The 18,185-nt window shown below is 52.4% G+C and carries 18 protein-coding genes; 12 read left to right on the forward strand and 6 right to left on the reverse strand.

Features of this window, described 5'->3' with window-relative positions; translation table 11 throughout:
- Positions 1 to 40 precede the first annotated feature (40 nt).
- From ispF to rpoS, 6 genes are all read left to right on the forward strand, one after another.
- Positions 41 to 520: a 2-C-methyl-D-erythritol 2,4-cyclodiphosphate synthase gene (gene ispF, locus OGV80_RS13700; protein WP_003034167.1), complete on the forward strand. Its 480-nt coding sequence runs from the start codon at positions 41 to 43 to the stop codon at positions 518 to 520.
- Positions 517 to 1,566 (forward strand): tRNA pseudouridine(13) synthase TruD, encoded by a 1,050-nt coding sequence (truD, locus tag OGV80_RS13705; RefSeq protein WP_043017385.1) that lies wholly within the window; start codon positions 517 to 519, stop codon positions 1,564 to 1,566. The genes ispF and truD overlap by 4 nt, the downstream gene beginning before the upstream one ends.
- Positions 1,547 to 2,308 carry a 5'/3'-nucleotidase SurE gene (gene surE / locus OGV80_RS13710; RefSeq protein WP_003825728.1) on the forward strand — a complete coding sequence of 254 codons (762 nt, stop codon included), beginning with the start codon at positions 1,547 to 1,549 and terminating at the stop codon, positions 2,306 to 2,308. Before truD ends, surE begins: the two co-directional genes overlap by 20 nt.
- Positions 2,302 to 2,928 (forward strand): protein-L-isoaspartate(D-aspartate) O-methyltransferase, encoded by a 627-nt coding sequence (locus tag OGV80_RS13715; protein WP_003034172.1) that lies wholly within the window; start codon positions 2,302 to 2,304, stop codon positions 2,926 to 2,928. Before surE ends, OGV80_RS13715 begins: the two co-directional genes overlap by 7 nt.
- Positions 2,929 to 3,091: 163 nt before the next feature.
- A complete protein-coding gene (gene nlpD / locus OGV80_RS13720; RefSeq protein ID WP_286515128.1) occupies positions 3,092 to 4,174 on the forward strand; it encodes a murein hydrolase activator NlpD in 1,083 nt (360 codons plus the stop codon).
- Positions 4,175 to 4,236: 62 nt separating this feature from the next.
- A complete protein-coding gene (gene rpoS, locus OGV80_RS13725; RefSeq protein WP_000081498.1) occupies positions 4,237 to 5,229 on the forward strand; it encodes an RNA polymerase sigma factor RpoS in 993 nt (330 codons plus the stop codon).
- Positions 5,230 to 5,371: 142 nt separating this feature from the next.
- Here the strand turns inward: rpoS and OGV80_RS13730 are convergent, their stop codons facing one another.
- Positions 5,372 to 5,776: a MarR family winged helix-turn-helix transcriptional regulator gene (locus tag OGV80_RS13730; RefSeq protein WP_043017382.1), complete on the reverse strand. Its 405-nt coding sequence runs from the start codon at positions 5,774 to 5,776 to the stop codon at positions 5,372 to 5,374.
- A gap of 157 nt (positions 5,777 to 5,933) precedes the next feature.
- On the opposite strand from OGV80_RS13730, the gene OGV80_RS13735 reads away from it, so the two are divergent.
- The 5 genes from OGV80_RS13735 to OGV80_RS13755 all read left to right on the forward strand — a co-directional run bounded on the left by OGV80_RS13735 (position 5,934) and on the right by OGV80_RS13755 (position 9,289).
- Entirely contained in the window at positions 5,934 to 6,527 is a 594-nt protein-coding gene (locus OGV80_RS13735; RefSeq protein ID WP_286515130.1) for a non-oxidative hydroxyarylic acid decarboxylases subunit B, read from the forward strand.
- The gene (locus OGV80_RS13740) at positions 6,527 to 7,954 is read left to right on the forward strand and encodes a non-oxidative hydroxyarylic acid decarboxylases subunit C (protein WP_003825816.1); all 1,428 of its coding nucleotides are present in this window, start codon (positions 6,527 to 6,529) and stop codon (positions 7,952 to 7,954) included. The genes OGV80_RS13735 and OGV80_RS13740 overlap by 1 nt, the downstream gene beginning before the upstream one ends.
- Before the next feature lie 10 nt (positions 7,955 to 7,964).
- Positions 7,965 to 8,201: a non-oxidative hydroxyarylic acid decarboxylases subunit D gene (locus OGV80_RS13745; protein WP_200001207.1), complete on the forward strand. Its 237-nt coding sequence runs from the start codon at positions 7,965 to 7,967 to the stop codon at positions 8,199 to 8,201.
- 90 nt (positions 8,202 to 8,291) lie between these two features.
- Complete coding sequence (locus OGV80_RS13750) at positions 8,292 to 8,834, forward strand: hypothetical protein (protein ID WP_047409081.1); 543 nt, start codon at positions 8,292 to 8,294, stop codon at positions 8,832 to 8,834.
- A 302-nt stretch (positions 8,835 to 9,136) separates the two neighbouring features.
- On the forward strand, positions 9,137 to 9,289 hold the full coding sequence (locus tag OGV80_RS13755; RefSeq protein WP_043017378.1) for a Hok/Gef family protein: 153 nt from the start codon (positions 9,137 to 9,139) through the stop codon (positions 9,287 to 9,289).
- A gap of 120 nt (positions 9,290 to 9,409) precedes the next feature.
- Here OGV80_RS13755 and mutS read toward each other — a convergent pair whose 3' ends face one another.
- The 3 genes from mutS to OGV80_RS13770 all read right to left on the reverse strand — a co-directional run bounded on the left by mutS (position 9,410) and on the right by OGV80_RS13770 (position 13,658).
- Positions 9,410 to 11,977, reverse strand: coding sequence for a DNA mismatch repair protein MutS (mutS, locus tag OGV80_RS13760; protein WP_043017377.1), 2,568 nt, complete (start codon positions 11,975 to 11,977; stop codon positions 9,410 to 9,412).
- Between the two features lie 206 nt (positions 11,978 to 12,183).
- The gene (locus tag OGV80_RS13765) at positions 12,184 to 12,696 is read right to left on the reverse strand and encodes a YqeJ family protein (RefSeq protein ID WP_075145704.1); all 513 of its coding nucleotides are present in this window, start codon (positions 12,694 to 12,696) and stop codon (positions 12,184 to 12,186) included.
- On the reverse strand, positions 12,696 to 13,658 hold the full coding sequence (locus OGV80_RS13770; RefSeq protein WP_223306686.1) for a winged helix-turn-helix domain-containing protein: 963 nt from the start codon (positions 13,656 to 13,658) through the stop codon (positions 12,696 to 12,698). The genes OGV80_RS13765 and OGV80_RS13770 overlap by 1 nt, the downstream gene beginning before the upstream one ends.
- A 276-nt stretch (positions 13,659 to 13,934) precedes the next feature.
- Here OGV80_RS13770 and OGV80_RS13775 point away from each other — a divergent pair, with 276 nt between their 5' ends.
- On the forward strand, positions 13,935 to 14,540 hold the full coding sequence (locus tag OGV80_RS13775) for a helix-turn-helix domain-containing protein (RefSeq protein ID WP_043017374.1): 606 nt from the start codon (positions 13,935 to 13,937) through the stop codon (positions 14,538 to 14,540).
- A gap of 41 nt (positions 14,541 to 14,581) precedes the next feature.
- Here the strand turns inward: OGV80_RS13775 and OGV80_RS13780 are convergent, their stop codons facing one another.
- Positions 14,582 to 15,955 carry an HlyD family type I secretion periplasmic adaptor subunit gene (locus OGV80_RS13780; protein ID WP_286515135.1) on the reverse strand — a complete coding sequence of 458 codons (1,374 nt, stop codon included), beginning with the start codon at positions 15,953 to 15,955 and terminating at the stop codon, positions 14,582 to 14,584.
- On the reverse strand, positions 15,942 to 18,134 hold the full coding sequence (locus tag OGV80_RS13785; RefSeq protein WP_286515137.1) for a type I secretion system permease/ATPase: 2,193 nt from the start codon (positions 18,132 to 18,134) through the stop codon (positions 15,942 to 15,944). Before OGV80_RS13785 ends, OGV80_RS13780 begins: the two co-directional genes overlap by 14 nt.
- Positions 18,135 to 18,185: the final 51 nt, after the last annotated feature.

Here is an 18,185-nt window from a genome sequence, read left to right on the forward strand (position 1 = left end):
GGCAGCCTGCAGGATGCTGTGTATATCAGGAGAAGGCATAATGCGAATTGGACACGGTTTCGACGTACACGCTTTTGGCGGAGTTGGCCCAATTATCATTGGTGGTGTACGCATCCCATACGAAAAAGGATTGCTGGCGCATTCTGATGGCGACGTGGCGTTACATGCGCTAACTGATGCTCTGCTGGGCGCGGCGGCGCTGGGGGATATCGGTAAACTCTTCCCGGATACCGACCCGGCCTTTAAAGGTGCAGATAGCCGTGAATTATTGCGTGAAGCCTGGCGGCGTATTCAGGCCAAAGGCTATACGCTTGGTAATGTGGATGTGACGATTATTGCTCAGGCGCCGAAGATGCTGCCGCACATTCCGCAGATGCGCGTGTTTATTGCCGAAGATCTCGGCTGCCATATGGATGATGTTAACGTGAAAGCGACCACCACGGAAAAACTCGGTTTTACCGGGCGTGGGGAAGGGATTGCCTGTGAAGCGGTGGCGTTACTCATTAAGGCAACGAAATGACTGCGTTTGAAGATCTGACGTATCTCCATGGCAAACCACTGGGCCATGGCGTTCTGAAAGCGAATCCGGAAGACTTTGTCGTCGTCGAAGATTTAGGCTTCGAACCGGATGGCGAAGGCGAGCACATTTTGGTGCGCATCCTGAAAAACGGCTGTAATACCCGTTTTGTGGCTGACGCGCTGGCGAAGTTCCTGAAAATTCACGCCCGCGAAGTAAGCTTTGCCGGGCAGAAAGATAAACATGCGGTTACGGAACAGTGGCTGTGCGCACGCGTCCCCGGCAATGCGATGCCTGATTTAAGCAAATTTGAGCTTGAAGGCTGTAAAGTGCTGGAGTACGCGCGCCACAAGCGTAAGCTGCGTTTAGGGGCGCTGAAGGGCAACGAATTTACGCTGGTGCTGCGTGAAGTGAGCGAGCGCAATGACGTTGAAGCGCGTTTACAGGCGATTGGCGAGCGCGGCGTACCGAACTATTTTGGCGCTCAGCGTTTTGGTATCGGCGGCAGCAACCTGCAAGGGGCGCTGCGCTGGGCGCAAAGCGATGCGCCGGTGCGCGATCGCAATAAACGCAGTTTTTGGTTGTCGGCGGCCCGTAGCGCGTTGTTTAATCAGATAGTCAGTGAACGCTTGAAAAAAACAGACTTTAATCAAGTTGTTGACGGCGATGCGCTACAATTGTCGGGACGTGGAAGCTGGTTTGTCGCCACACTGGAAGAACAAACTGAATTACAGCGTCGCGTCGATGAGAAAGAATTGATGGTAACAGCGGCATTACCGGGCAGCGGTGAGTGGGGAACTCAGCGCGACGCGCTGGCGTTTGAAGAAGCCGCTATTGCTGATGAAACCGCGCTGCAGTCTCTGTTATTGCGCGAGAAAGTCGACGCGTCGCGTCGCGCTATGTTGCTGTATCCACAACAATTAAGCTGGAACTGGTGGGATGACGTAACCGTTGAGTTACGCTTCTGGCTACCGGCAGGTAGCTTCGCCACCAGTGTTGTAAGGGAACTTATTAACACAATGGGTGATTATGCGTATATTGCTGAGTAACGATGATGGGGTCCACGCACCCGGTATACAAACGCTGGCGAAAGCGCTGCGTGAGTTTGCTGACGTACAGGTGGTTGCCCCGGATCGTAACCGCAGTGGCGCGTCTAACTCGCTGACGCTGGAATCCTCACTTCGCACGTTTACCTATGATAACGGCGATATCGCCGTACAAATGGGTACGCCTACCGATTGCGTCTATCTGGGCGTAAATGCGTTAATGCGTCCGCGTCCGGACATTGTCGTTTCTGGTATTAACGCGGGTCCTAATCTGGGTGATGATGTTATTTATTCCGGTACCGTTGCGGCGGCGATGGAAGGTCGTCATCTGGGGTTCCCTGCGCTGGCTGTCTCGCTCGATGGGCATAAACATTACGATACTGCTGCCGCAGTAACCTGTCGTATCTTACGGGCGCTGAGCCGTGAACCGCTGCGCACCGGTCGCATTTTGAATATCAACGTGCCGGATTTACCGCTGGATCAAATTAAAGGCATTCGCGTCACCCGCTGCGGCAGTCGCCATCCGGCGGATCAGGTGATTCCACAGCAGGATCCGCGCGGTAATACCCTGTACTGGATCGGGCCGCCGGGTGAAAAATGCGACGCCGGGCCGGATACGGATTTTGCCGCCGTCGATGAAGGCTATGTTTCCATCACGCCGCTGCATGTCGATTTAACCGCATACGGCGCGCATGAGGTGGTTTCTGACTGGTTAGACAGCGTGGGAGCCGACACGCAATGGTAAGCAGACGCGTACACACTCTTCTTGAACAATTACGTGCGCAGGGCATCAGAGATGAGCTTGTTCTCGATGCGCTCGCCGCCGTGCCGCGTGAAAAATTCATTGATGAGGCGTTTGAACATAAGGCCTGGGACAATATTGCTCTGCCGATTGGCCAGGGGCAGACGATTTCGCAGCCCTATATGGTTGCGCGGATGACCGAACTGCTTGAGCTAACGCCGCAGTCCCGGGTGCTGGAAATTGGTACAGGCTCTGGCTACCAGACGGCGATTCTGGCGCACCTGGTGCATCATGTGTGCTCCGTTGAGCGCATTAAAGGTTTGCAGTGGCAGGCACGTCGTCGCCTGAAGCAGCTTGATTTACATAATGTTTCGACCCGTCATGGTGATGGATGGCAAGGCTGGCAGGCGCGAGCCCCGTTTGACGCTATCATTGTAACGGCAGCGCCGCCCGAGATCCCAACCGCATTGATGATGCAGCTGGATGAGGGCGGCATTCTCGTCTTACCCGTGGGCGATGAGCACCAGTTTTTGAAACGGGTGCGTCGTCGGGGAGGCGAATTTATTATCGATACCGTGGAGGCCGTACGTTTCGTTCCCCTTGTGAAGGGGGAGCTTGCGTAGATACTGGCTCTGAATACCTGGAGTTTTCCTGGATATTCTGGAATTAGTCAGCGTATCGTGTCGATGCTTTGCACGGTGATTACGTCACTGGTTTTAACCAAATTTTCCTGGGGGATAAATGAGCGCGGGAAGCCAAAAATTTACCGTTCGCCGTATTGCGGCATTGTCACTGGTTTCATTATGGCTGGCAGGTTGTTCTAACACCTCGAATCCACCAGCGCCAGTCAGCTCCGTTGACGGCAGTTCATCTACGAACACCAGTTCCGGCATGCTGATTACACCTCCGCCTAAAATGGGCTCGACGTCGACAGTACAGCAGACGCCACAGCTCCAGCCGGTGCAGCAACCAACCACGCAGCCAACGCAAATCCAGCCTGTCGCACAACAGCCTGTACAGATGGAAAACGGTCGTATTGTGTACAACCGTAAGTATGGGAATATTCCGAAAGGTAGCTACACGGGCGGCAGTACCTATACTGTTAAGAAAGGCGATACCCTTTTTTATATTGCCTGGATCACCGGGAACGATTTCCGTGACCTCGCACAACGCAATAACGTTCCGGCCCCGTATGGCCTGAATGTCGGTCAAACTCTGCAAGTGGGCAACGCGTCTGGCGCACCGATTACCGGTGGAAATGCCATCACCCAGGCGGATGCAGCACAGCAAGGAGTTGTGACCAACCCTGCACAAAATTCCACCGTTGCTGTTGCTTCGAAACCAACAATTACGTATTCTGAGGATTCAGGTGAACAAAGTGCTAATAAAATGTTGCCGAACAACAAGCCTGCTGGGACCGTGGTCACAGCGCCTGTAACGGCTCCAGCAGTTAGCGCAACCGAATCAACTGCAAGCTCAACGTCGACAAGCTCGCCAATCTCTACCTGGCGCTGGCCGACTGACGGCAAAGTGATCGAAAACTTTGCGGCTACCGAAGGTGGCAATAAAGGGATCGACATTGCAGGCAGCAAAGGACAGGCTATTGTCGCGACCGCAGATGGACGCGTCGTTTATGCCGGTAATGCGCTGCGTGGTTACGGTAATCTTATTATCATCAAACATAACGATGATTACCTGAGCGCCTACGCCCATAACGATACGATGCTGGTCCGGGAACAACAAGAAATCAAGGCGGGGCAGAAAATAGCTACCATGGGTAGCACCGGAACCAGTTCAACACGCTTGCATTTTGAAATTCGTTACAAGGGGAAATCCGTAAACCCGCTGCGTTATTTACCGCAGCGATAATTCGGCGGAACCAGGCTTTCACGTGCTAGTTCCGTTAGGGATCACGGGTAGGAGCCACCTTTATGAGTCAGAATACGCTGAAAGTTCATGATTTAAATGAAGATGCGGAATTTGATGAGAACGGAGTAGAGGCTTTTGATGAAAAAGCCTTGAGTGAAGAGGAACCCAGTGATAACGACCTGGCTGAAGAAGAGCTGTTATCGCAGGGGGCCACACAGCGTGTGTTGGACGCGACTCAGCTTTACCTTGGTGAGATTGGTTATTCACCACTGTTAACAGCCGAAGAAGAAGTTTATTTTGCGCGTCGCGCACTGCGTGGGGATGTCGCATCCCGCCGTCGCATGATTGAAAGTAACCTGCGTCTGGTGGTGAAAATTGCTCGTCGTTATGGCAATCGTGGTCTGGCATTGCTGGACCTGATTGAAGAGGGCAATCTGGGACTTATCCGTGCAGTCGAGAAGTTTGACCCGGAACGCGGGTTCCGCTTCTCAACATACGCAACCTGGTGGATCCGCCAGACGATCGAACGGGCGATTATGAACCAAACCCGTACGATCCGACTGCCGATTCACATTGTAAAAGAGCTGAACGTCTATCTGCGTACCGCGCGTGAGTTGTCGCATAAACTGGACCACGAACCGAGCGCAGAAGAGATTGCTGAACAACTGGATAAACCGGTTGATGACGTCAGCCGTATGCTCCGACTCAACGAGCGTATTACCTCGGTAGACACCCCTCTGGGTGGCGATTCCGAAAAAGCGTTGCTGGATATTCTGGCCGATGAAAAGGAAAACGGTCCGGAAGACACCACGCAAGACGATGATATGAAACAAAGCATCGTCAAATGGCTGTTCGAACTGAACGCCAAACAGCGTGAAGTGCTGGCACGTCGTTTTGGTCTGCTGGGGTACGAAGCTGCGACACTGGAAGATGTGGGCCGTGAAATTGGTCTCACTCGTGAACGTGTTCGCCAGATTCAGGTTGAAGGTCTGCGTCGTCTGCGTGAAATTCTGCAGACTCAAGGGCTGAATATCGAAGCGCTATTCCGCGAGTAAGCACAAGTTCTATCAAGAAAGGCCAGTCTCATTGGGACTGGCCTTTTTCTATGTTTGTTGCCTGATGGCACTGCGTTTATCAGGCCTATGGGGAGCTGGACTTTGTAGGCCGGATAAGACATTTATGTCGCCATCCGGCAGATTAGTTCATCATCTTACGCACCAGACGAGTGAACTGCTCACGCTCTTCATCGGATAATCGCCCCAGAAACTCCTCATCCACGCTATTGCCTAACGGAGTGGCGCTGGCCAGTAATGCCTCTCCTTGCGCGGTTAAATAAACAAACCGCCGACGCTTATCCGCTGGATCGTGCTCACGCTTGACCAGATCGCGTTTTTCCATCCGGCTCAGCATTTCCGCAAGCGTCGCTTTGGTACAGACTGCTGCCTCGGTCAGGGTAACCTGCTCAATGCCGGGCTGTTCGGCAATGGCGCGCATCACCGCATACTGTGGTTTGGTCAGATCCGGTAATTCATGTTGCCAGCGAGCCGTATGATGCTGAAAAAGCTGGCGTAAAAGGTGGAAGGCTGTATTTCGTAACCGCATGAGAACTCCGGGATTTCTGTCAGTCTCTATCATAACGGGTAACGCGTCATAGTTTAACCATTGCTGCTTTAGCAATCAGTGCGAGTTGCTCTTGCCCGAAATGCATCGAGGGAGTATTTTGATAAAACGTTCGTACACGAACAAATTTGAGGATTGCATGAGACTGATTGTAGGAATGACCGGGGCAACTGGCGCACCGCTTGGCGTGTCGCTACTGCAGGCGCTGCGGGAAATGCCGGGGGTGGAAACTCATCTGGTGCTGTCAAAGTGGGCCAAAACCACAATTGAACTGGAAACGCCGTACAGCGTCCGCGAGGTGTCTGCGTTGGCCGATTTTTGCCACAACCCGGCAGACCAGGCGGCAACCATCTCCTCCGGGTCGTTTCGTACTGACGGCATGATCATTATCCCCTGCAGTATGAAAACCCTGGCCGGTATTCGTGCAGGCTACGCGGAAGGACTGGTAGGGCGTGCCGCTGATGTGGTGCTGAAAGAAGGGCGCAAGCTGGTACTGGTGCCGCGTGAAATGCCGCTTAGCACCATTCATCTGGAAAACATGCTCGCGCTTTCCCGCATGGGCGTCGCGATGGTTCCCCCGATGCCCGCGTTTTATAACCACCCGCACACGGTCGATGACATCACGCAGCACATTGTGGCTCGCGTGCTCGATCAGTTTGGTCTGGAACACCCCAACGCCCGTCGCTGGCAGGGATTACGACAGGCGCAGAATTTTGCACAGGAGAATGAATAATGGCATTTGATGATTTGCGCAGCTTTTTGCAGGCGCTGGACGACCAGGGACAACTGCTGAAAATCAGTGAAGAGGTCAACGCCGAGCCGGATCTGGCGGCGGCGGCCAACGCAACCGGGCGTATTGGCGACGGCGCCCCGGCGCTGTGGTTTGACAATATTCGTGGATTTACCGACGCCCGCGTGGCGATGAACACCATCGGCTCGTGGCAGAATCACGCCATCTCTTTAGGTCTGCCGCCAAATACCCCGGTGAAAAAACAGATTGATGAGTTTATCCGCCGTTGGGATAAATTTCCGGTTACGCCGGAGCGTCGTGCCAACCCTGCGTGGGCTGAAAACTGTGTTGATGGTGATGAGATCAACCTGTTTGATATTCTGCCGCTGTTTCGCCTCAACGATGGCGACGGGGGTTTTTATCTTGATAAAGCCTGCGTGGTGTCGCGCGATCCGCTGGATCCTGACAATTTTGGCAAACAGAACGTCGGCATCTATCGTATGGAAGTCAAGGGCAAGCGCAAGCTTGGTCTGCAACCGGTGCCGATGCACGATATTGCGCTGCATCTGCATAAAGCCGAAGAACGTGGTGAAGATCTGCCGATCGCTATCACGCTGGGTAACGATCCGATCATCACCCTGATGGGAGCTACGCCGCTGAAGTACGATCAGTCGGAATACGAAATGGCGGGGGCGCTGCGTGAAAGTCCGTACCCGATCGCTACCGCACCGCTCACCGGCTTTGACGTACCCTGGGGGTCAGAAGTGATCCTTGAAGGGGTCATTGAAAGCCGTAAACGTGAAATCGAAGGTCCGTTTGGTGAGTTTACCGGTCACTATTCCGGTGGACGTAACATGACCGTCGTGCGTATCGATAAAGTCTCTTATCGCACCAAACCGATCTTTGAATCGCTGTATCTGGGGATGCCGTGGACGGAGATTGACTACCTGATGGGTCCTGCAACCTGCGTACCGCTTTATCAACAGCTGAAAGCTGAATTCCCGGAAGTGCAGGCGGTAAACGCCATGTACACCCACGGTTTGCTGGCGATTATCTCAACCAAAAAACGCTACGGCGGCTTTGCCCGCGCGGTGGGGCTGCGCGCAATGACGACGCCGCATGGCCTGGGTTACGTGAAAATGGTGATTATGGTTGATGAGGATGTTGACCCGTTCAACCTGCCGCAGGTGATGTGGGCGCTGTCTTCGAAGGTCAATCCGGCGGGAGATCTGGTGCAACTGCCGAATATGTCGGTGCTGGAACTTGATCCGGGTTCCAGCCCGGCGGGGATTACCGACAAGTTAATTATTGATGCGACCACGCCGGTTGCGCCGGATAACCGTGGGCACTACAGCCAGCCGGTATGCGATTTACCGGAAACGAAAGCCTGGGCTGAAAAGCTGACCGCCATGCTGGCCAACCGTAAATAAGGAGTAGCAGATGATTTGTCCACGTTGTGCCGATAAACATATTGAAGTGATGGCAAACTCGCCGGTGAAAGGCGTCTGGACGGTATATCAGTGCCAGCATTGTCTGTACACCTGGCGTAATACCGAACCGCTACGCCGCACCAGCCGCGAGCACTACCCGCAAGCGTTTCGCATGACGCAAAAAGATATTGATGATGCGCCGATGGTGCCGAGTATTCCGCCGCTGCTGGCGGAAGATAAGCGCTAATCAACATAGCCGGGTGCGGCTTCGCCTTACCCGGTATACAATTGCTTAAGTTCTTTTTTGCAGCATGACAACAAGGATGTTTTCAGAAATATGTCACTCTATCGGCGAGTCGTTTTATTATCTTTACTGGGAATGAGTTCTGGCGCGCAAAGCGCATCACATGAACAAATCATGCAAATCTATAATAGCGGGTCCGTTGGCTCTGTTATTAAATGTCAGGCCCACATGGACGTTAAGAGTGGGGATGGCACAATTCCAGTACAGATTATGTCCGTAATGACGATAACGGGTCGGCAATTTCATCATCTCTATTATGATAGTGCGATAACCTATTCAATCGTTAATGCAGAAAAGCCCTATATGTATGTGTCTGTTTCGGCGGAAGAAAATATCCAAGAAGAGCAGCGAAAAATACGTAGTGAGCTCGATCTTTCAACCCTGCGGGTCGATTTTCCTGGAAATCCTGAAATGGCGAATACAGTGCGTGAACTTTTTCGGGAACAACGTGTTACGTACGCCAATTATACAGATATTACCGTTAGTGAACCGCCGAGCTATACGGTCAGGCAATATAGCAAAGATTCTATTTCTGGCGTCATTCTTCAGACTTGTACGCCGATGGCGCAACGCTGAGGGGGCTGGAAATGGTAGTTCATGTCGGCCCGATAAGCGCAGCGTCACAACGCACTAATATTAAGCCTCGGAATATCCGGGGCTTGTTATTTTGCGAGCAGGCTCGTAGCAAATGGCTTAAATTGTTCGAGGAGATGACGCCTGGAATAGAATAGCGGCGGGTGCTTGAGGCTTTCTGAGCTTTGAGCATTTGCAAGGTCCCGGAAAGACAAAAGCCCCAGGAGATAGTTCTATCAACCTGAGGCTAGCGTTCAAACCTAGACCATTTGGATGTTAGTCTCTTCTTTGCAGGGAGGCAAGACATGCTGACAAAATATGCCCTGGTGGCGATTGTAGTGCTGTGTTTCACGGTGCTGGGATTTACGTTAATGGTACGAGATTCGCTGTGCGAGTTAAGTATCAAAGAGCGTAATATGGAGTTTAAAGCTGTTCTCGCTTACGAACCGAAGAAGTAGCAACAACGCGGGGGAAACCCCGCGTCCTGATGGCCTGGTTTTGTCCTCTCGCACCCATTCCCGAAGTGCGCGCCAGTTGTTGTAGGCCCGATAAGCCAGGCGCCATCGGGCATTACAACGTTACACCAGACTCTTCAGTCGGTAGATCCACTCCAGCGCCTGGCGGGGCGTTAGCGAATCCGGATCGAGATTTTCCAGCGCTTCAACGGCGGGTGATGTTTCTTCCGGAACCGATAGCAGCGACATCTGCGTGCCGTCGACCTGGGTCGCAGCAACATTCGGCGCGATGCTTTCCAGTTCACGCAGTTTTTGCCGCGCGCGTTTAATAACCTCTTTCGGCACACCTGCCAGGGCTGCGACCGCCAGGCCATAGCTCTTGCTCGCCGCGCCATCCTGTACGCTGTGCATGAAGGCGATGGTATCGCCGTGCTCTAACGCATCCAGATGCACATTTGCTACGCCCTCCATCTTCTCCGGTAACTGAGTCAGTTCGAAGTAGTGGGTGGCAAATAACGTTAATGCTTTGATTTTATTGGCCAGGTTTTCTGCGCACGCCCACGCCAGCGACAGGCCGTCGTAGGTGGAGGTGCCGCGTCCAATCTCATCCATCAGCACCAGGCTGTTCTCGGTGGCGTTGTGCAGAATGTTGGCGGTTTCGGTCATTTCTACCATGAAGGTAGAACGACCGGATGCCAGATCATCCGCCGCGCCCACGCGGGTAAAGATGCGATCGATAGGCCCGATCTCCACTTTCTGCGCCGGAACGTAGCTGCCGATATAGGCCAGCAGAGCAATCAACGCGGTCTGGCGCATATAGGTACTTTTACCCCCCATGTTCGGGCCGGTGATGATCAGCATCCGTCGCTGAGGCGAGAGGTTAAGCGGGTTGGCAATAAACGGCTCGGTCAGCACCTGTTCCACCACCGGATGACGTCCCTCGGTAATACGAATACCAGGCTTGTCGGTGAAGGTCGGGCAGGTGTAATTCAGGGTATAAGCACGTTCCGCGAGGTTGACCAGTACGTCCAGTTCCGCCAACGCGCTGGCGCTCTGTTGCAAATCAGCCAGGTGCGGCAGCAGCATGTCGAACAGTTCGTCGTACAGCTGTTTTTCCAGCGCCAGCGCTTTGCCTTTTGAGGTCAGAACTTTGTCTTCGTACTCTTTCAGTTCCGGAATAATGTAGCGTTCGGCGTTTTTCAACGTCTGGCGACGCACGTAGTTAATCGGCGCCAGATGACTTTGCCCGCGGCTGATCTGAATATAGTAGCCGTGTACGGCGTTAAACCCGACCTTCAGCGTGTCCAGACCGGTGCGTTCGCGTTCGCGGATTTCCAGTCTGTCGAGGTAGTCGGTTGCGCCATCAGCCAGCGCCCGCCATTCGTCCAGCTCTTCGTTGTAGCCCGGGGCAATGACGCCGCCGTCGCGTACCAGCACCGGCGGAGCTTCCACCACGGCGCGTTCCAGCAGTTCACGTAGCTCGGTAAACTCACCCATTTTCTCGCGCAGCATTTGCACGGGGGCACTGTCTACGTTTTCCAGTTGTGCGCGCAGTTCCGGTAATTGCTGGAAAGCATGACGCATCCGGGCCAGATCGCGTGGGCGCGCGGTACGCAGGGCCAGGCGGGCCAGAATACGTTCCAGGTCGCCTACCTGACGCAGTACGGGTTGTAATTCGCTGGTGGTATCCTGCAGCGCGCCGATGGTTTGTTGGCGCTCGGTGAGGATTTTAGTGTCGCGCACCGGCATATGCAGCCAGCGCTTGAGCATACGGCTACCCATCGGCGTTACGGTGCAGTCGAGTACCGAAGCCAGCGTGTTTTCAAAGCCGCCTGCCAGGTTCTGGGTAATTTCCAGATTGCGGCGAGTGGCGGCGTCCATGATGATGCTGTCCTGCTGGCGCTCCATGGTGATGGAACGAATATGCGGCAGCGAGGTGCGCTGGGTATCTTTTACGTACTGCAACAGACAACCGGCAGCGCAAAGTCCGCGCGGGGCGTTTTCCACGCCAAAGCCGATTAAATCCCGCGTGCCAAACTGCAGGTTTAACTGCTGGCGGGCGGTATCAATTTCGAATTCCCACAGCGGGCGACGACGTAGGCCGCGACGCCCTTCAATCAGTGAGGTTTCGGCGAAATCTTCGGCATACAGCAGTTCCGCGGGGTTGGTGCGCTGCAATTCTGCGGCCATGGTTTCGCGGTCAGCAGGTTCACTGACACGAAAACGCCCGGAGCTGATATCAAGCGTTGCGTAACCATAACCTTTACTGTCCTGCCAGATGGCAGCCAGCAGGTTGTCCTGGCGTTCCTGCAGCAGTGCTTCATCACTGATGGTGCCTGGCGTGACAATGCGCACCACCTTGCGTTCTACCGGACCTTTGCTGGTCGCCGGATCGCCAATTTGCTCACAAATAGCAACGGACTCGCCCTGATTGACCAGCTTGGCGAGGTAGTTTTCTACGGCATGATGAGGAATGCCCGCCATCGGGATTGGCTCGCCCGCAGATGCACCGCGTTTGGTCAGGGAGATATCAAGCAGCTGAGACGCGCGTTTCGCATCGTCATAAAACAGTTCGTAAAAGTCGCCCATGCGGTAAAACAGCAGTATTTCCGGGTGCTGAGCCTTCAGCTTGAGATACTGCTGCATCATGGGCGTATGGTTAGTGAAGTCCGTATCAAGTGACTCTTTCATATTGTTTTTGCTCTTTTTTTAATCTTTTTGGGTACCTGGGCAGTCTCACGTGAGCCCCTGGAAACTCACATAAACCCACAAATTTGTCATTCGAAAGCCGCCTGAAGGGCAGTAACGACGAGCCTTGTTTCGACCAGAATGGCCTATCTTATCACCGACAACGACTGAGATTCACCCGTAGGTTTTGCCGTCAGAACCCTTATTGATTATTCATTTTCCGGCAACGCATAGTTCTGGCAGTAGAGATAGGGGATCCCCTCTTTGGTAATCAGATACGTCTCGCTATTCAGCGCAAAAAAATCGACGTTAGATACGCTGGTGTTGGTCAGGAAAAAGTCGGGGAGTAATTCCTGAATGAGAGTGGCGGGTGCCGTTTCACGATTAGAGATCTGGATTTTCTGCGAAATCCAGACCGGGCTTGAGCCGTAGCTGGATTGTGTAAAAAGTACCATGCGCTGCACGGTCTGTTCATTATTGTCGGCATCTTTGATAATGCCATCAATATTAACAATACCTTTGCTGCCGCCGGTTTTTATATCAATGATGCCACGGAACGAAGTGGTATTGCGTACAATCTCGATAGCTGAACGGCAGGTCAGATTATGTAACTCGCCATTGTTTTTACTGTACCGATAGACGACGGCGACAATTAGCGTAACAAAACAAAGCAGCAGGATAATACCTGTCTGAATGCGGGACGTTCTGGGATAAAAATTCATTAGCTATCATACCGTGGGTAATAAACCGACTGACAGGCATTTTCCTGCCTGGCTTTCATCGGTGAGCGACACACAAGCACGGACAATTTTTTGGATTCAGGATAGGTGGTGATATAGATAAATTTATGGCTTTGACACAGCCCCGGATTTTTATCGATAAACGCGGTATGTCGAGAGAAATTACTGGCATCGTTATTAAAATAATACTGACAGTCAGTGGGGGCTTTGCCCACAGTGATATAGCCAGAGAAATAGTTATCGCTGGTTTGCCACGGATACAATATAAGCACACAAATTATCAGGGTAATGGTCAGCATTACCATTTCTGCAGTAGTCATCAAAGGTTGACGCGGTGCGCAAGGCAATAGTTCTTCGATGGCGACATCCGGTGCTAAATGTTCAACCGTAGAAGAAGGGCTGTCTTCTGGTGTTTCAATCACCTGAATATCACATTCATCCTGAATGATTAGCCCTTTGCGGGGGATCGTGGTGATAAGCGGTTGTTCCAGCTCTAGTTGTAGCAGACTTTTACGCAAAGAGAGAATGCTTTGATAAAAGGCGTTGAAGCTCACCTGACGGTGATTTTTACCCCAGCCGAATTCCAGTAGTTCGTTTTGTGAAACCACTTGCCCGCGATGTTGAATAAGTAATAAAAGACATAATGACGCCGAGTGTTTGAGTTTTATCCGTTGATTGGGTTGATCTACCCGCGCCAGACATTGCGTCGCTGGCGTAAATATTATTATTTTTTCAATCAGATAACTGACATTGCCAGTCTCAGACATAAGGTCTCTACTCTTGCTGATGCGCCAGGCGGTTGGTGAGTCATGATACCACTTTGCCCATAAAGACCACCAGTATGGACCCGACTCTACAGCGAGAACCGCTAAGTGTTTCAATTTAGTATCATAATATAACAACAATGATAACTTTTTAATGAAAATAAACCATATATAAATCAATTGATTGTATCTTTTTGGCTATGTTGCAAAGAACAGAAAGATGAAAAAATATCGACAAAGATGATTGCCATTAATTCTTTATGGACAGCGCCCTATACTGCCTGGCACCACCACGCGAAAAGAGCAGAAGCCTGAACGCGTCAACGGCACCAGGGAATGTTGGTGGTAGATGTAGAAGGGAATAAATGTCAGCTTGTTTGCAGGCTGACATTTATTTTTCGTGCTAAGTAAATTTATCCTCATTTGACAAAGCCTTAATTTGCGGTAGAGAGTCCTATGTTCCAGAAAGAAATTGAAAATGCTGTAGTGCTCGTTGGCGATGAAATGAAGAAGTCAGATAATGCCTGGCTGTCGTTACGTAAAAAACGTCAGCGTATTGATTTGAAGATTGATGGCAATATCTTGTTTCTGGAGAAAGGGACTGTCTCTGTTTATCGCGTGGAAAATGATTTAGTCACGGTGAGTATTTCTGCACCGGCTATTCTCGGTCTGCCACAAATGCGTACGGAAGTGGCCGGACACTATTTACGTTGTGACACCGATTGCGAGATGTGGGCGATGAGCGTACAAAACGCCGATCTTCTGTTTACCGCTAAAAACTTATGGAAGCAGGCGTTTGATATCTTAACGCACCATCTTCAACGTTATTTCCAGCGCGAGGCGTTGCAATCGCACCGCACTATTCGCGAGCAGATTATTGAACACGTGAAATATATCTGGGCAATGCAGCCCGATGTCCGAGAGAAAACGTCCGTGTATACCTTTATTTTGACCCGCAATCATATCTCACGCAGCGCCATCCATAAGGTGTTACAGGAGCTGGTTAATGACGGGAAAATCACCCTGAATCGCGGAAAACTTTCCTTTTGCATGCCGTTATAATTTCTGCGCTCCCTGACAATAATGAAAGGGAGCACAACCAATCAACGTTCTCTGAGTGCCTCCGCGCGTGCGCGAATAATCGGTTTTAACAAATAGCTCAGAATCGTTTTCTTACCGGTGAGAATATCGACGCTCGCCACCATGCCGGGAATGATAAGCATCGGATGCTCTTTTGTTCCCAGGTAGTTTTTGTCCGTTTGCAGGCGCACAACATAAAAGCTTCGCCCCTGCTTGTCGGTCACGGTATCTGGGCTTATCTGCACCACTTCGCCTTGCAGACCGCCATAGATGGTGTAATCGTAAGCGGTAAATTTCACCATCGCATGCTGGCCTGGATGGAGGAAGGCGATATCGCGCGGTTGTATTTTGGCTTCGATTAACAGCTTGTCATCCAGCGGTACGATTTCCACCAGGTCGCTGCCCGGCTGAATGACGCCACCGATAGTGTTCACCATCACCTGCTGAACGATACCGCGCACCGGTGAGGTGACCATGGTCCGATTCACCCGGTCTTCTAACGCTTTTACGCTGGCCTGGGTTTTGCTCAGATTGGTACGCGCCTCGTTGAGCTGGGCCAGCGCATCGCTCTGGAAACGGCCACGGCTTTCACCGATTTTATTCTCAATCTCTTTAATTTCTGATGCGGCCTTGGGCAGCGACAGGCTAATAGAATTGAGCTGCCCGGCGGTTTCTACTTCGGTACGATGCAGGCGCAGCAGTTCGACTTTTGAAATGGCGCCTGAGGCGAGCAGCGGTTCGGACATTTTGATTTCCTGACGGATTAACCCAAGGCTGTGCTTAAACTGATCCTCCTTCGATTCAAAGTCGCGCAACTCCTGTTTTTTCTGCACCAGCTGTTCTTCGAGCCCGGATATTTCGTTGTGAAACTGCTCCTGGCGGCTGTTGTACAGCTCGGTTTCTCCCCGGGCGACATCCGGCGCCTGGCTGGCTATCTCTGGGGAAATAATAAAGTCGCGGTTCTCAACTTCCGCCGTCAGGCGTTCTACCTTGGCGCGCAGACCGAGCTTATCGGCTTCAGTTTCGCCAACGTTGGAGGCGAAACGCGTGTCATCGAGGTGCAGTAATGGGGTTCCGGCGTTAACGATTTGCCCTTCATGCACATACAGCTCGGTGACAATCCCCCCTTCCAGGTTCTGTATTTTTTGCAGCTTAGATGAAGGGATTGCCTTACCTTCGCCGCGCGTAACTTCATCAATTTTTGCAAAGCCGGCCCACACGAAAGACAAAACCACCAGCGCGAGGATCGTCCACAGCGTCAGTCGTATTACTCTCGGGGCGTCATCAATAATGGCCTGGCTGACCTCATTAATACTGTCGGTTTGATTTTCATCACGGCCGCGAAAGTAATGCTGTAAGTAGCGGCGGGCTCGAGCCAGGAAATCAGCGAGATGCATTAATCTGCCCCTTTTTCAACGCATCCATCACTACCGCTTTCGGGCCGTCTGCGATGATGCGTCCTTTATCAACAATAATCAGACGGTCAACCAGCGACAGCATGGAGGCGCGGTGCGTGACCAGTAATAACGTTTTTCCCGCGATGCAGGGAGTCAGCGCGTGTTTGATCTTCTCTTCGCTGGTGTTGTCCATCGAACTGGTGGGTTCATCCAGTAGCAGGAGAGGGGGATCCAACAGCAGCGCGCGCGCGAGCGCCACCGCCTGCCGTTGACCGCCGGAAAGCTGAGAGCCGCGCTCACCGACCTGTAGGTTATAGCCGTCAGGATGCAGACGGGCGAAATCGTTGACGCCTGCCAGTTCTGCCGCTCGCAGCATGGTTTCGTCGTCGACATAGCGCGCCCCGCACAGCAGGTTGTCGCGCAGCGTGCCGTTGAACAACTGGATGTCCTGCGGCACGTAGCCGATGCTGTGGCGCAGATCGTTCACATCCAACTGACGAGAGTCGATACCGTCGATCAGCAGATTCCCGGCGCTCGGCTGGTACAAATTGACGATAAGTTTACTCAGTGAACTTTTACCGGAACCGCTGCGTCCGATAATGCCGATGCGCTCACCGGGCTGAATGGTCAGGTTTATTTTGTGCAGCGACAGGGTTTGTTGTTCCGGATAGCTGAAATCCACATCGCGAAATTCAATGCTGCCCTGTAACTGTTCCCGCTTGAGCGGATTTTCATCCGCGCGACGCTCCTGCGCCAGCGACATCATTTTCTCGGTATTTTTGATGGTGAGCTTCGCCTGCTGATAGCGGGCGATAAGGCCGGTAAGCTGGCCCAGCGGCATCAGAGCGCGACCATTGAGCATGTAGCAGGCGATCAAACCACCCATACTCAGCTTACCGCCGATAATCATGTATACCCCGACGATGATCATCACCACGCCCGAAATTTGCTGGAACCAGCCGGTGAGGTTGCTTGCCAGGCTGGACAAGGTTTTGACGCGCAGTTCCAGACGACTCAGGCTGCCCAGCGTCTGTTCCCACTGGAACTGGCGTTCGCTTTGGGCATTGTTCACTTTGATGGCATCCAGGCTGCCCAGGGTTTCAATCAGCAATGCCTGACGTTCGCTGGCGAGGCTCATGGTTTTTGCCACCGCGTCGTTGACCGGTTTTTGCAGCGCCCAACTACACAGCAAGGCAATCGGCAATGTCAGTATCGGGATCCATGCCAGCGCGCCGCCGATAATGCCGATAACGATCAGCAGCAACAGGGTGAAGGGCAGATCGATAATCGTCGTCAGCGTGAGCGATGAGAGGAAATCACGCAGCGACTGGAATTCATGAATGTTTTGCGCAAAGCTCCCCACCCGCGCAGGGCGCTCTTTCATCTCCATGCCGGTAATGCGTTCAAACAGGGTCGAGGAGATGATGAGATCGCTTTTTTTACCCGCAAGATCCAAACAGATACCGCGTAGCATTTTCAGGATCAGATCAAAGATAAAGGCCAGACAAATCCCCACCGCCAACACCCACAACGTGACCGTTGCCTGGTTTGGCACGACGCGGTCATAGACGTTCATGGTAAAAAGCGGCGTGCCGAGCGCAATCAGGTTGATCAGCAGGCTGGCCAGCACCGCATCCATATACAGAAAGCGTGATAGCTTCAGCGTGTCTTTAAACCAGGATTTAGTGCGTGGCAGGAAGGCTTCCGCCTGCAAATCGAATTCATGACGCGGATGCGCAAAAATGACTTTACCCGCATAGTTGCGCTCAAGCGTGGCTAAATCGACGCAAATTTCTCCACCTTCGCTTTCGCTGGGCATAAAGCGGGCGCTGCCGTCATCGTTCCATGCTAACAATACGCCGGTTCCGCCAGCGTTCAATAACAACACTGCTGGCAAAGACATTGCCGGAATTTTATCGAGCGTGCGCCTGACGACTCGCGCTTTTAAACCGGCTCTTGCCGCCGCGCGTGGAAATATATTCAGCGTGAGCCGATCGTTTTCTAATGGCAGACCGCTGCTGAGTGTTGAACGACTCGCCGGTTTACCATGCAGAGAACACAGAATAAGTAAGCTATCTAATAACGGGTCGTCATTATGGCTACGTGGGTCGTGATATTGAGAACCTGGCGGAACATAATTCTCGGGGACGTCATTTAATAATTCGGCTTGTGCACTCATTTTCGCAACCATTCTGACCGTACACGGTTAAATAATAGCAGGCTTATAATA

This window comes from Citrobacter sp. Ce119 (genome assembly GCF_030334525.1).
Classification (GTDB): Bacteria; Pseudomonadota; Gammaproteobacteria; order Enterobacterales; family Enterobacteriaceae; genus Citrobacter; species Citrobacter europaeus.

Bases quoted from the DNA above. Each gene is read 5' to 3' on its own strand.
- ispF (WP_003034167.1), top strand. From the start codon at position 41: ATGCGAATTGGACACGGTTTCGACGTACACGCTTTTGGCGGAGTTGGC.
- truD (WP_043017385.1), top strand. From the start codon at position 517: ATGACTGCGTTTGAAGATCTGACGTATCTCCATGGCAAACCACTGGGC.
- surE (WP_003825728.1), top strand. From the start codon at position 1,547: ATGCGTATATTGCTGAGTAACGATGATGGGGTCCACGCACCCGGTATA.
- OGV80_RS13715 (WP_003034172.1), top strand. From the start codon at position 2,302: ATGGTAAGCAGACGCGTACACACTCTTCTTGAACAATTACGTGCGCAG.
- rpoS (WP_000081498.1), top strand. From the start codon at position 4,237: ATGAGTCAGAATACGCTGAAAGTTCATGATTTAAATGAAGATGCGGAA.
- OGV80_RS13730 (WP_043017382.1), bottom strand. From the start codon at position 5,776: ATGCGGTTACGAAATACAGCCTTCCACCTTTTACGCCAGCTTTTTCAG.
- OGV80_RS13735 (WP_286515130.1), top strand. From the start codon at position 5,934: ATGAGACTGATTGTAGGAATGACCGGGGCAACTGGCGCACCGCTTGGC.
- OGV80_RS13740 (WP_003825816.1), top strand. From the start codon at position 6,527: ATGGCATTTGATGATTTGCGCAGCTTTTTGCAGGCGCTGGACGACCAG.
- OGV80_RS13745 (WP_200001207.1), top strand. From the start codon at position 7,965: ATGATTTGTCCACGTTGTGCCGATAAACATATTGAAGTGATGGCAAAC.
- OGV80_RS13750 (WP_047409081.1), top strand. From the start codon at position 8,292: ATGTCACTCTATCGGCGAGTCGTTTTATTATCTTTACTGGGAATGAGT.
- OGV80_RS13755 (WP_043017378.1), top strand. From the start codon at position 9,137: ATGCTGACAAAATATGCCCTGGTGGCGATTGTAGTGCTGTGTTTCACG.
- mutS (WP_043017377.1), bottom strand. From the start codon at position 11,977: ATGAAAGAGTCACTTGATACGGACTTCACTAACCATACGCCCATGATG.
- OGV80_RS13765 (WP_075145704.1), bottom strand. From the start codon at position 12,696: ATGAATTTTTATCCCAGAACGTCCCGCATTCAGACAGGTATTATCCTG.
- OGV80_RS13775 (WP_043017374.1), top strand. From the start codon at position 13,935: ATGTTCCAGAAAGAAATTGAAAATGCTGTAGTGCTCGTTGGCGATGAA.
- OGV80_RS13780 (WP_286515135.1), bottom strand. From the start codon at position 15,955: ATGCATCTCGCTGATTTCCTGGCTCGAGCCCGCCGCTACTTACAGCAT.
- OGV80_RS13785 (WP_286515137.1), bottom strand. From the start codon at position 18,134: ATGAGTGCACAAGCCGAATTATTAAATGACGTCCCCGAGAATTATGTT.